Raw genomic sequence first — 12,684 nt, 5'->3', positions numbered from 1 at the left:
AATCCCTAACTTTATTATTTGAATTTATTTAAATAATAAAGTGATGGAACAAATTAAACTAACAAGACAGCAACTTTACGATTTAGTTTGGGAAAATCCCTTATCTAAATTGGCAAAGAAATACAATCTTTCAGATAATGGCTTACGCAAAGTTTGCAAAAAACTCGATATTCCATTACCAAAAAATGGCCATTGGCAAAAAATTAAATTCAACAAAAAAGTCATTATTGAAAAGCTTCCTGTAAATAATAAAGTTGAAAACTCAATTACATTAAATTTCAGAGAAAATGCTGAAACAGTCATAAAAGGTGAAGGAAACGAATTGCACCAACTTACAACAGAAATAAAAAACACACTAAAAAGCAGTATTATATTTCCAGAAAAATTAACAAAACCACATCCCCTAATTATTGAGGCAAAAAATGACTTAAAAACTAAAGAACCTTCATACATTCATAATATAAGGGGGCTTCTAAACACTTCTGTTGGTGTTCTCAATATTACGGTTTCACCACAAAATATAAAAAGAGCATTACTATTTATGGATATTTTTATAAAAGCAATACAAAAGAGAGGTCATAAAATAATTGTAAAAGAAGGAAGTAAAATAGTAATTGACAATATTGAGTTAGGTTTTGGGTTAAGAGAAAGATTGAAAAGAAAAATAGTGAAAGGCACCTATTATGATTCAACAGAATTATATCCTTCAAATATTTTATCGCTTAGTTTATATGTTTACCCAGCAAAAGAATGGACAGATACTAATACTAGTAAATTAGAAGATAAAATTCCTAACATAATTGCCAAACTAGAATTACAAGCTGTCAAAGAAAAACAAGACGAAATCCAAAGAGAAATTTGGCATCAAGAAAATGAGAGAAGGCTAAAAATAGAACAAGAATTTAAAGCCCGCAAAGCAAAAGAAATTATTAAAACCCAAAAACTATTTTCAGATGCAGAGAAATTTGAAAAAGCTACAATTTACAGAAACTTTATTAATGCAACGGAGCAAAAAGCTATCCAAGAAAACACGCTCACAGAAGAATTAAAAGAATGGATTAAATGGGCAAACGAAAAAGCGGATTGGTTTGACCCATTCATAAACAGAGAAGACGAATTACTCAATGACAACGACCGGGAAGAATTCCATAAACCGAAACAAACCAACTACTATTACAGATAACAAAAAAACGCATTGTATGCATCATTCACTATGATAAATACAATAGTGAATAATCTATAGTAAAATAATCGTTATGATAAAAATAGGTTCTCCTAATATGCTGATTTTGTTAACAACTACGATTAAATGGTAGTGTCTCACTAACTGTGTAAGTTGAAAAGTTATTCTGAAAAATATTTGAGCTCCTTTAAAAAGCTCAAAAATATTTTTCGGAAATAACTTTTTGTTATTTTTAACCTTACATAATTATGATTGACAAAGACGACTTATTAAACAACAAGGATTTCTATAAATCCTTCAAGAATGCAGAAGATTTAACCTCATTCTTTCAAACGATGCACAAACGAGCTGTTGAACATATGCTCGAAGCCGAACTTGATGCTCATTTAGACAATGAAAAACACGATAAAACCACTAAGGGTAATTATCGCAACGGACACGGAACTAAAAAAATAAAGACCTCTTTTGGTCAACAAGAAATCAAAGTTCCTCGTGACAGAGATTCTTCCTTTAATCCCCTGCTTGTTCCTAAAAGAGAAAATATAGCCCAAGGTATTGAAAATGTCATCATCTCACTTTATGCTAAAGGCATGAGTGTTAGTGATATTGAAGAACAGATCAAGGAGGTATATGATTTTGAAGTGTCTTCTTCGACTATATCACGTATTACCAACACAATTACAAATGAAGTAGTTACTTGGCAAAACAGGCCACTAGAAGAGCTTTATTTAATTGTTTGGATGGATGGTATTGTTTTTAAGGTTAGAGAAGGTTCGAAAGTTATCAATAAAACTATTTATTTAGCTGTAGGGCTTAACAGAGATGGTAAAAAAGATGTTTTAGGAATGTGGCTTGGTAAGAATGAAAGCAGTAGCTTTTGGATGAGTGTTTTGACTGATTTAAAAGCCCGTGGCGTTGAAGATATACTTATTACAGCTACCGATAATTTAAATGGATTTACTCAAACAATCCGAAGTGTTTTCCCTGAATCTCAAACACAAATCTGCGTGGTTCATCAAATTAGAAATGCTTGTAAATATGTCGTTTGGAAGGATCGAAAACAATTTACTGCCGATATGAAACATATTTATAACGCTCCAACAAAACAAGCAGCAGAGTTGGCTTTAAACGATTTTGCAGACAAATGGGAATCCAAATATTCTTATGCAATTAAATCCTGGCGAGATAACTGGGATGAATTGACCGTATTTTTTGATTTTCCAATTGAAATTAGAAAAATCATTTATACAACAAATTTAATCGAGAACTTAAACGGAAAAATTAGAAAATACACTAAAAATAAAATGTCGTTCCCAACAGATGATGCTGTATTAAAATCGGTATTTTTGGCTTTAAGAGAAGCGACCAAAAAATGGTCAATGCCTATTCAAAATTGGGGAATTGTTTTAAACCAATTTACCCTTATATTTGAAAAAAGGCTCCGATTATAAAAACGAAGCCTTAACTTTTCAACTTACACACTTTTTGGGATAGTGTCGATTAAATGTTAAAAAGTTTGCATAATACTGCCTTTGCATCGTATATTTGCACCAATCGTACCAGTAGCGCTTCCCATCAGAACAGCCTTCTGGTCTTTTTTTTTATAACTATATGGCAAATAAATTACCTAAAACAGTTGCTGAACAAATCAATCTTTTAGTAGAAAGAGGAATGTTATTCGCAAATATAGATAACGCTCCACATTTTCTAAAAAACATAAGCTACTACCGGTTAAAAGGCTATTGGTGGGAAATGCAATCGGATAAGGTAGCACATAAATTTAATCCCAATAGTTATTTCGAAGATGTTATCGACTTATATAACTTTGACAGGCATTTACGACTTCTAATGTTTGATGCAATTGAACGTATAGAAGTGGCTTTAAGAACAAAGTTAATTTATCATCTATCATTATCAAAAGGAGCTTTATTCTATCTTGACGATTCTATTTTTACCGATAAATTAAAACAACAGGCAACCGTAGATCATTTAATCAGTGAAATAGACCGAAGCAAAGAACAATTCATAGTAGAGCATAGAAAATATCATAAAGACGAAGCATTCGAGGCATGGAAAGCTTTAGAAGTAACATCATTAGGTACACTTTCTAAATTATATAAAAACCTAAACCATCAACTACCTGAAAAATCAAAAATAGCTCAAGAATTTGGCTTTAATTCTCACAAAGATTTCTCTAGTTTTTTAGAAGCGACAACAGTAATTAGAAACGTCATAGCTCACCATTCCAGATTATGGAACAACAATGTGACAACAAAATACTTATGGCCTAAAAACCTAAAAAATAATCCCATAACATACATACCAAACGAAAATCAAAGAGCAAAACTTTTTCCTTTACTCTCACTAACAGTATATACAATTGAGATCATAAGTCCAGGTAATTCAATTAAAGAAAAATTCTTTAATTTATTAAATGAATATCCAATTGTTCCAGTGCATAAAATGGGATTTCCTGCAAATTGGAAAACACAACCAATATGGATTAAATAAATAATAATTATGCTAAATTACCCAAAATCGATACCCGTGCTAAAAGATAAAGCAGCACAAAATTTTACTAGTAAGATTAATGCTAATACTGCCAAAAAAGCCTCTGTTGATTTTTCCAAACAATTAGAAATTGCAGCAGAAATTTTAAAAAAGGCAAAAATATAATTTTCACAATCAACAATCCGTTAACATCACGGGCAATCAAGCGGTCTCACTACGGTCGTTCCCTTTGTTCCGTTCGGCTGTTCCAGTCGGTCAACCTTATATTTTCATAAGAACTTTTTCGGTAAATAAGCAATCTATTATTTCAATTCAATAATTAGGTTTCCCTCCATTCCACAGTTCGGTCGTCAGCCAAAAACAGCACCAGCCCCAAAAAAGGGCAGGTACCGTTTTCGCTTCCTTCCCCTCATCTTCACACGGTCACTTCCTGCGTTCGGTCGGGCTACTGCATCCACAATACCGCTTCATTTCGTTACACTCCGCAAGCTACGTTTCACTACATTCCAGCAGTATTTGTGTCTGCCGCCCTTTATTTTTTCAGCGGTTGCTCCTTCGCTCAGCCATCGGGGTTGGCTCCGTTAGCACTTTGCCCTAAATCATGGTTTGCCTACGGCAGTTTTTTATTGTGTCCCCGCCGTTACACGCTGCTATCCCTACATTCCACTTCGTCCCGAAAAAGTCGGGACTACGTTTCATTCTCGGTCTAGCGTGGCTGTTCGATTGCCGCAACACCGCCACTGCGCTCCTCATGCATTCCGCTAGAATTCCGCTATCGCTACATTTTAGCTCCATTCCTTGCGGTGCTTGGGGGTGTTTGATTGCCGATTTCCAAAAGAAACATCCCAAACCGATTAAGAAACTCCTTGCTATAAAAAAAAATAAATAAAAAGAAAGTAAAGGTCTGCTACGGTTTCAAATAGTAAAGTTCTAGCCCTACGGGTTTTTGAAAAAATCTCCACCCTTATATTTTCAATTCACCACCCTATTACAAAATCACAATCCGACTAAGCAAGACTAGTTGGGTAGTATTTTTTTCAAAAAAACTTGACTTAATTTGAAACCTTCACAGAAAGGACGACTTTCTTTTTTTTCTTTTTCTTTTAAAATTATATGAAGAAAAAGTGATACCAATTAACGGAACAATTCCGACTTAACTAAGAAGAATTCTAAGGTTAACTTCCAATTATTTATATGAGGAATCTGTTTGTACTGTTTCATCCTTATTAGGTACTTAAAAGCACTATTTCTTATATATAAGTCCCCATTATAGATAAATTGATGCAAAACAAAAAAGCCCTCTCAAAAAGAAAGGGCTTAATTTGCAGCTTTGCAAACTTTGCAGTCTTACAAATAGATGGTTGTTTATAAAACATCTTGGATTTTTAAAGCATTACCTGCATTGAATAAATAATAATTCGATCCTACTTGTTGGTAAAATTCGATACAGATACTTGCTAAAACAGCTACGTTTGTTGTTAATGTTGGTGCTCCCGGTAAAGTAGAAATAACTTCAATTAAAGGAGTTAAACTGTCAACAGCGGTGTAATCAGAATAAGTGATATTCGACATTTCATTGAAACCTGGTTCGGCTGGTTCATAAGCACCAGTTGTAGGATTGTATACAAAATCAGAAAGGACTGATAATGCATTAATAATTCTAAAATGAGTTGCTCCTGATGGAATGTTCAAATAATTAAGAGGATTAAAAGGATAGACGCTAAAAGTACTTTCGTTTCTATCAACTGTTACTGCTAATGAAAAAGGAGCATTAAAAATACCATTAAACGAGATATTTCGATTGAAATCTAAGCCTTTCAAATATTGAGGTTGTTGTGAAACCAAAACAGCTCTTTGCCCTCTAGCTTCTGAACCATCTTCAATATTGATTTTTTTCATAATTGCCGTTAGTCGTCCTGTTAATTGACTATCTGACATTTGTTTCATCAATGCCGATAAACCTGTTCTTAATGATTTACCTGCATTTGCACAAGCAGCAAACTCACTCATATTTTCACGAGTACGAATAAAGCTAGGTGCTGTTTTTACTTGCTCTCCTGTAGGTCCACCTTTTAACCCCGCGAAGTAACCTTCGTTACCCTTTATTTTGAAGTGACGAACTTCACCTAACGTCCCGACATATTTTATATGTCCTTTCTGTCTAGCCATGTTATATAATTTTTAATTACAATTTATTTTGTTAAATTTACACTGTAATCAACTAAATATCAAACACTTAAATAGTGCTATTGAAAGCATTTTAACGCTAAGCAAACAATGAAACAAAATATTATTCTGAAAGTAAAAAGATTTGTAGATGGTGATGGACTTATTGCAGAAGATTTCTATTCTAAAAAAGAATTTGAAATTAGATTATACGGCATTGATGCACCAGAAATGAACTACTGTAGTAAAATAAAAAAAGATGAAAAAGAATTACAACTTCCAGCATCATTATTAATTGAGTTGGGCTATAAATCTTTTGAGTATTTAAAAAATAATGTTTCATTAGGTGATAAATGCACACTCATACAAGAGCAAAATAATCTATATGATAAATATGGTAGATCTTTAGGTTATCTAATTTTAAATGATGGAAGAGTATTAAACGAAATTATGATAAAAGAAGGCTATGCAAAGCCATATAATGACATATTTTGCGAAATGCTTCCAATGTATCAACAATGGAATTTGCAGGCTAAAACAGCTAAAAAAGGATTGTATTCTATTGTAAATAAATTCTAGTATTATTTGTTTATTTTTGCACTGTATTTATGATTACTATCGCTTATCTGATGCCTATTTGTTGCCCAAAATCTGTTAAGTACTATAAATACTGACTACTTCAAATATTGTATCGGGAAGTAACTATCCGAAACATCTAAACCCACAACTTTTTTAAAGTTTTAACACAACAAACACAAATGATAACAATTAACCCAAACCATAAATATTCACTTGATAATGTTCTTTTTGTATTTGCTTTAGAAATGGAAGCAGGCGAAATTTTTCATGCTCAGAATAAATTGTTCACCGGAATAGGCAAACTGAATGCCACCTACGAATTAACAAAGGCAATCCACGAGAAAAAACCTGAACTGATTATCAATTTAGGTTCTGCCGGAAGCAGTCAGTTTAGTAAAGGAGATGTAGTTTGTTGCACGCAGTTTGTACAACGCGATATGGATGTAAGAGGTTTGGGCTACGAACTGTATAAAACTCCTTTTTCTAATATTCCAACAATATTGCAATACGGTTTACCTATGGAAAGTCTTCCTGCCGGAATTTGTGGTACAGGAGATAGTTTTGAAATGGGACATACCGAAACAAAATATGATGTTGTCGATATGGAGGCTTATGCCCTTGCAACTATAGCCATGAAAGAAGAGATTCCCTTTTTATGCCTGAAATACATCTCAGACGGCGCTGATGACAACGCAGCCGATGACTGGACGGTTTTAGTGCACAAAGCTGCTGTTGCTTTTGGTGAAATTCTTCAAATTAATCGCTAATAAATCATAGAAAAATAGCTTTTTTTACAATACTATACCATTAAACCGTTTCAATACTAATTTTGAAACGGCTTAATGGTAAAAACGGTTTGTGGTTCATAACTCCTGATGATTTCTCTTTATTCCCAATTTCAAAAGTCTTAATTTGCGGCCTCAAATAAGGAAGATAAAATGAAGGTCTGTATTGCCGAAAAACCAAGTGTAGCACGTGAAATTGCATCCGTTTTAGGAGCGAATACCAAACATAATGGCTATTACGAAGGCAATGGTTATGCCGTAACCTACACCTTTGGACATTTATGCACCTTAAAAGAACCCAACGATTACAGACCGTATTGGAAAAGTTGGGATTTGAATAACCTTCCGATGCTTCCCGAAAAATTTGAAACTAAGGTAGTGGAGAATGCGGGGATTCAGAAGCAATTTAAAATTGTAAAAAGTTTATTTGATAAAGCCGAATTGGTCATCAACTGCGGGGATGCCGGGCAGGAAGGAGAGCTGATTCAGCGTTGGGTAATGAATGAGGCCAATTATAAAGGAGAAGTGAAACGCCTGTGGATTTCCTCCTTAACTGCCGAAGCTATTAAAGAAGGTTTTGAAAACCTCAAACCATCCACCAATTACGATAATTTATTCTATGCCGGTTTTTCCAGAGCTATTGGCGACTGGTTATTGGGCATGAATGCCACCCGTTTGTACACCGTAAAACACGGCGGTTACAAACAGGTATTATCTATTGGACGCGTTCAAACGCCAACATTAGCTATGGTGGTAGAACGCTTTAAAGAGATTGAAAATTTTGTACCACAACCTTATTGGGAATTGCAGACTTTATACAGAGAAACCCTTTTTAGTTATGAAGAAGGGCGTTTTCTAAAAAAAGAGGATGGAGAACTTTTGGCTAATAAAGTCAACGAAAGTGATTTCGAAATTGTTGCTGTCGAAAAAAAGAACGGAAATGAATATGCACCAAAACTTTTTGACTTAACAGGATTGCAGGTGTATTGCAATACCAAGTTTGGATTTTCTGCAGATGAAACGCTTAAAATAGTTCAGACTTTGTACGAACAAAAAGTAGTTACTTATCCCAGAGTGGATACTACTTTTTTACCAAGCGATATTTACCCAAAAGTGCCTGGGATTCTTCAAAATTTGACTAATTACGCAACGTTGACGGAACCTCTTTTAGGAAAGAAGATTAAAAAATCTCCTAAGGTTTTCAATGATAAAAAAGTAACCGATCACCATGCAATTATCCCAACTGGAGTACAAAATAATCTACCCTACAACCAGCAACAGGTGTATGATATTATTGTAAAGCGTTTTATAGCCGTTTTTTATGATGATTGCCTAGTTGCCAATACGACAGTGATTGGTAAAGCTGCCGATGTAACTTTTAAAACCACCGGAAAAGAGATTTTAAAAAAGGGATTCCGAGTGGTTTTCGAAGACCCAAATACTAAGGAAAAAGAACCTGATTTATTGCCGAGTTTTATAATAGGCGAAAAAGGGCCACACCAACCTTCGTTTTTAGAAAAAGAAACCAAAGCACCCAATCAGTTTACGGAAGCATCTTTATTGCGAGCGATGGAGACTGCCGGAAAACAAGTGGATGATGAAGATTTACGCGAATTGATGAAAGAAAATGGTATTGGACGACCATCTACAAGAGCCAATATTATTGAAACGCTGTTTAAACGCCAATACATTGTTCGAAACAAAAAACAAGTTTTACCAACGCCAACAGGAATTCAGCTTATTGATATTATCCAGAATGATTTATTAAAATCGGCGGAGCTAACCGGTTCCTGGGAAAAACAGTTGAAAGATATTGAAAAAGGAACTTTTACCGCAGCTGCGTTTATCAATAATATGAAGCGCATGGTGGATGCTCTGGTGTATGAAGTTCGAAGTGAAGCTACCCGCGCCAATATTTCGCATGCCGGAAGTATTCAAAAACAGGAAGCGACTGTAGAGAAAAAAAAAGCTGCCGGAATTGCTGCTGAATCTTGTCCGAAATGCAAAAAAGGAAACCTGATAAAAGGAAAATCGGCTTATGGCTGTAGTGATTATAAATCAGGTTGTGATTTTGTATTGCCATTTGTTTTTGGAACCAAAAAAATATCGGAAAATCAATATTTGCGATTACTTCAAAAAGGATCAACAGTCAATTTAAAAGATTTTAAAATAGACGACAATGTTGTTGAAGGTTTATTGCGTTTTGATGAAAATTTCAAACTCAAATTAGAACCTAAAAAAACTTCTCCGAAAGTAACAGAAGCAACTTCAGATGAATTAGCCTGTCCAAAATGTCAACAAGGAACCATTATAAAAGGCAATACAGCTTATGGTTGCAGCCATTATAAATCAGGCTGTAATTTTAAAGTTCCTTTTGAAACCATTAGAGAAAAACTAAATAATGAAAAAGCCACTAAGGAATTGGTCTATGCTATTTTGTGTCAAGAGGCCTAAAGAACAACACAAAACAGCAATAATACCTTTCCTTTTCTGAATCTTTCCTTTTTACCAATCCAATTTAACCAATGCCACTGCCTGACGCATTAATTGTAAAGGCACATTAACTTTTCCTGAACGGATTTCTACTTTTTTAGTCGTCACACATTTTAATTTCCCTGACTTTTCTAAAAGAGCTATTTGCTCAGAAGTCGGATTTTGTGGCGAACCCATTTTTTTCCAAACTTCGTATGAATTACTATTATCCCTGTCGATAAGATAAACGTTTAAAGTCGCTTTCTTAGCAGGAATGCTATTCAAAGTTACATCTACTGCTTCCGCTGAACCTTGTTCGTCTTTATCATGATAGTTCCAAACCATCACAGCCGTAGATTTAGAATCAGCACTGGCTAATACCCCAATATCCGATTGACTGTCACGAATACTTTTTTCAAGTACCGCTTCTAAAGGATACATTCGGTTACTCACCGCTTCCACTCGACTTCCTTTCATCATTCCAAACATTCTAAAGACATTCAACACCGGTTTGTCAACTCCATTTGTTGCCAAATCCCTGAAACCATAAAACCAAGGTTGATTTTCAAATTCGAAAGACCAGGAAACAGCTCCTAGAAAATTAGCTTTGGTCTTATCTGCCAATAAATATTTACGGGCAAAAGAAGCCGCTGTATAACTGGAATACATGGTTCCGTTTCGATACGCATTTTCAGGATTAGTTGCCATACCGCAAGCGGCGCAACCTTCAGGATCTGATTCTCCAATGATAACCGGCAAATCCTTAGTTTCAGGATAAGACATCGTAATTTTAAAACCAGTTTGAATGTCCCTCAACTGAGGAGCCATATCCATTATAACAGTTCCGTCCATTAATCTTGGACGGCCTTTAGCGTGAAAAAGTATTGCGTCTAAAGGAGAACCTATTTTTCCGGTAGCATAATTAGTACCCGAAATACAATGCTTTATAAAATTATTCATCCAGCTGCTTGCTCCTTTTCCGGAAGTTCCCGCAACGTTCAAACCACCTATTTTGGCTGTTGGTAATGCTTTTTTCACTCCATCGGCTGCATAATCGTATAATTTAAAAAATTCTTCCTGAGTTCCTTTCCAGTAATGTCCGTTAGCCTCATTCCAAACTTCCCAATACCAACTCTCCACTTCGTTTTTTCCATAACGTTCAACTGAATGTTTTACCCATTCGTAAACCAGATTACGCCACTTATCATAATCCTTTGGCGGATAAGCCCAACCCGTGATAATATCGGTATAAGGATCGCCCGGTTTCCAATAATGTCTGTACGGACTGGGATGAGTTGATAAAGCTTCGGGCATAAAGCCAATTTGTGCCAAAGGCTTCATTCCTCTTTTTACATAAGTATCAAAAATACTATCTACAATTTTCCAGTTGTAAATTGGATTTCCATTAGCATCTTCTGAATAAGCATTTGTTGAACCCCATTTTAAGGCTGCCACACCATCACCGCTTACTAATAAACTATGTGTACGTACATAAACCGGAACAGGGCTTAAATCAGCAATTTCAGAAAGCAGCTTTTTACCGTCTTTCATATAGGTATAATTAGGCTCATCGTAGCCAAACCAAGCCCAAACAGGTTCCATTGGAGCTATTTCTTTTTTTAAATCAACAGTAATTAAAGCCTTTTTTTCTTGTAAAACCTGCGCACGAACAGATACAAACGAAAAAAAGAACACAGCCCCCAAGAAGCAATTGGATAATTTTAGCATAGTTAAATTGGTTTTGGTAGAATAGAAAACTAAAATAGTACTTTTTAACTTAACTCTTAAAACATTTGAATATTAATCTATTACAAAATTAATTTCTTTAGAAAAAGAGCAAAAAAAACTCCAGATTGCTCTGGAGTTTGCTATAATCGAAAATAGAAAAATCTATTTTATCATTTCAATTTTTTGTACTTCTTCTTCATTGATACTATCAAAGAATCCTTGTTCATTCATCCAGTCATCGCTGAAAACTTTGCTCATATAACGGGAACCATGATCAGGGAAAATAGCAATTACATTACTATTAGCATCAAACTCACCTTCTTCGGCATATTGCTTTATTGCCTGCAAAACAGCTCCTGATGTATAACCTACAAACATCCCTTCTTTTCTGGTGATTTCTCTTGCTGAATGAGCACTTTCCTCATCTGTTACCTTCATAAATTTATCGATAACATCAAAATCTGTTGCTGATGGAATTAAATTTTTCCCTAAACCTTCAATACGGTAAGGATAAATTTCTTCAGTATCAAATTCTCTTGTTTCGTGGTATTTTTTCAATACAGAACCAAAAGCATCTACACCAAGAACTTTAATATTGGGATTTTGTTCTTTTAAGAATTTAGCTGTTCCTGAAATTGTCCCTCCTGTTCCGCTACAGGCAACTAAGTGGGTAATTTTACCATTGGTTTGTTTCCAAATTTCCGGCCCTGTAGTATTGTAATGGGCATCGATATTTAATTGATTAAAATATTGATTGATATAAACGGAGCCTTTTGTTTCTTCGTGTAATCGCTTAGCAACACTGTAATAAGAACGCTCATCATCAGCCGAAACGTGTGCAGGACAAACATAAACCTTAGCTCCTAAACTACGTAGCATGTCTATCTTATCTCTTGATGATTTAGAGCTTACCGCTAATATGCAATTATATCCTTTTATGATACTCACCATGGCTAAACTAAAACCTGTATTACCGGATGTAGTTTCGATTATGGTGTCTCCAGGAGATAATATCCCTTTTTTTTCTGCTTCTTCAATAATGTATAAAGCGATCCTATCTTTTGAGGAATGTCCCGGATTAAAAGCTTCTACCTTAGCATAGAAATTACCTTCTAAATTTTCGGTGACTTTGTTTATCTTGATAAGAGGTGTATTTCCTATCAATTCTAAAACATTATTATAAGCATTTATTTCTTCTTTCATAAAAAAATAGTTAATCAAGATTAAGTTTTATTTAACCTGGATACGCAGCAAATTTAA

Annotated in this window: 10 protein-coding genes; 7 read left to right on the top strand and 3 right to left on the bottom strand. The window is 34.6% G+C overall.

The window, feature by feature from the left end:
* Positions 1-43 precede the first annotated feature (43 nt).
* The 4 genes from BIW12_RS12660 to BIW12_RS16645 all read left to right on the top strand — a co-directional run bounded on the left by BIW12_RS12660 (position 44) and on the right by BIW12_RS16645 (position 3,859).
* Entirely contained in the window at positions 44-1,183 is a 1,140-nt protein-coding gene (locus BIW12_RS12660; RefSeq protein ID WP_071185449.1) for a hypothetical protein, read from the top strand.
* Between the two features lie 248 nt (positions 1,184-1,431).
* Entirely contained in the window at positions 1,432-2,634 is a 1,203-nt protein-coding gene (locus BIW12_RS12655) for an IS256 family transposase (RefSeq protein ID WP_071183980.1), read from the top strand.
* 160 nt (positions 2,635-2,794) lie between these two features.
* On the top strand, positions 2,795-3,694 hold the full coding sequence (locus BIW12_RS12650) for an Abi family protein (protein WP_071185448.1): 900 nt from the start codon (positions 2,795-2,797) through the stop codon (positions 3,692-3,694).
* A 36-nt stretch (positions 3,695-3,730) separates the two neighbouring features.
* Positions 3,731-3,859 (top strand): hypothetical protein, encoded by a 129-nt coding sequence (locus BIW12_RS16645; protein ID WP_262494210.1) that lies wholly within the window; start codon positions 3,731-3,733, stop codon positions 3,857-3,859.
* Between the two features lie 1,200 nt (positions 3,860-5,059).
* On the opposite strand, the gene BIW12_RS12645 is transcribed toward BIW12_RS16645, so the two are convergent.
* Positions 5,060-5,863, bottom strand: a complete 804-nt coding sequence (locus BIW12_RS12645; RefSeq protein ID WP_071185447.1) for a hypothetical protein — start codon at positions 5,861-5,863, stop codon at positions 5,060-5,062.
* A 108-nt stretch (positions 5,864-5,971) separates the two neighbouring features.
* On the opposite strand from BIW12_RS12645, the gene BIW12_RS12640 reads away from it, so the two are divergent.
* The 3 genes from BIW12_RS12640 to BIW12_RS12630 all read left to right on the top strand — a co-directional run bounded on the left by BIW12_RS12640 (position 5,972) and on the right by BIW12_RS12630 (position 9,678).
* Positions 5,972-6,439: a thermonuclease family protein gene (locus tag BIW12_RS12640; protein ID WP_071185446.1), complete on the top strand. Its 468-nt coding sequence runs from the start codon at positions 5,972-5,974 to the stop codon at positions 6,437-6,439.
* Between the two features lie 179 nt (positions 6,440-6,618).
* Complete coding sequence (locus tag BIW12_RS12635; RefSeq protein WP_071185445.1) at positions 6,619-7,206, top strand: 5'-methylthioadenosine/S-adenosylhomocysteine nucleosidase family protein; 588 nt, start codon at positions 6,619-6,621, stop codon at positions 7,204-7,206.
* 171 nt (positions 7,207-7,377) lie between these two features.
* Positions 7,378-9,678 carry a DNA topoisomerase 3 gene (locus BIW12_RS12630; RefSeq protein ID WP_071185444.1) on the top strand — a complete coding sequence of 767 codons (2,301 nt, stop codon included), beginning with the start codon at positions 7,378-7,380 and terminating at the stop codon, positions 9,676-9,678.
* A gap of 51 nt (positions 9,679-9,729) precedes the next feature.
* Here the strand turns inward: BIW12_RS12630 and BIW12_RS12625 are convergent, their stop codons facing one another.
* Together BIW12_RS12625 and BIW12_RS12620 are read right to left on the bottom strand one after the other, a co-directional pair.
* The gene (locus BIW12_RS12625) at positions 9,730-11,424 is read right to left on the bottom strand and encodes a GH39 family glycosyl hydrolase (RefSeq protein WP_071185443.1); all 1,695 of its coding nucleotides are present in this window, start codon (positions 11,422-11,424) and stop codon (positions 9,730-9,732) included.
* A gap of 162 nt (positions 11,425-11,586) precedes the next feature.
* Entirely contained in the window at positions 11,587-12,627 is a 1,041-nt protein-coding gene (locus BIW12_RS12620; protein WP_071185442.1) for a PLP-dependent cysteine synthase family protein, read from the bottom strand.
* Between the last annotated feature and the right edge of the window lie 57 nt (positions 12,628-12,684).

Origin of the sequence: Flavobacterium commune, assembly GCF_001857965.1 — a bacterium.
GTDB classification, from domain to species: domain Bacteria; phylum Bacteroidota; class Bacteroidia; order Flavobacteriales; family Flavobacteriaceae; genus Flavobacterium; species Flavobacterium commune.
The sequence above is the reverse complement of the archived record's forward strand: the minus strand, read 5'-3'. Positions and strand labels throughout refer to the sequence as shown.

Bases quoted from the DNA above. Each gene is read 5' to 3' on its own strand.
- BIW12_RS12660 (WP_071185449.1), top strand. From the start codon at position 44: ATGGAACAAATTAAACTAACAAGACAGCAACTTTACGATTTAGTTTGG.
- BIW12_RS12655 (WP_071183980.1), top strand. From the start codon at position 1,432: ATGATTGACAAAGACGACTTATTAAACAACAAGGATTTCTATAAATCC.
- BIW12_RS12650 (WP_071185448.1), top strand. From the start codon at position 2,795: ATGGCAAATAAATTACCTAAAACAGTTGCTGAACAAATCAATCTTTTA.
- BIW12_RS12645 (WP_071185447.1), bottom strand. From the start codon at position 5,863: ATGGCTAGACAGAAAGGACATATAAAATATGTCGGGACGTTAGGTGAA.
- BIW12_RS12640 (WP_071185446.1), top strand. From the start codon at position 5,972: ATGAAACAAAATATTATTCTGAAAGTAAAAAGATTTGTAGATGGTGAT.
- BIW12_RS12635 (WP_071185445.1), top strand. From the start codon at position 6,619: ATGATAACAATTAACCCAAACCATAAATATTCACTTGATAATGTTCTT.
- BIW12_RS12630 (WP_071185444.1), top strand. From the start codon at position 7,378: ATGAAGGTCTGTATTGCCGAAAAACCAAGTGTAGCACGTGAAATTGCA.
- BIW12_RS12625 (WP_071185443.1), bottom strand. From the start codon at position 11,424: ATGCTAAAATTATCCAATTGCTTCTTGGGGGCTGTGTTCTTTTTTTCG.
- BIW12_RS12620 (WP_071185442.1), bottom strand. From the start codon at position 12,627: ATGAAAGAAGAAATAAATGCTTATAATAATGTTTTAGAATTGATAGGA.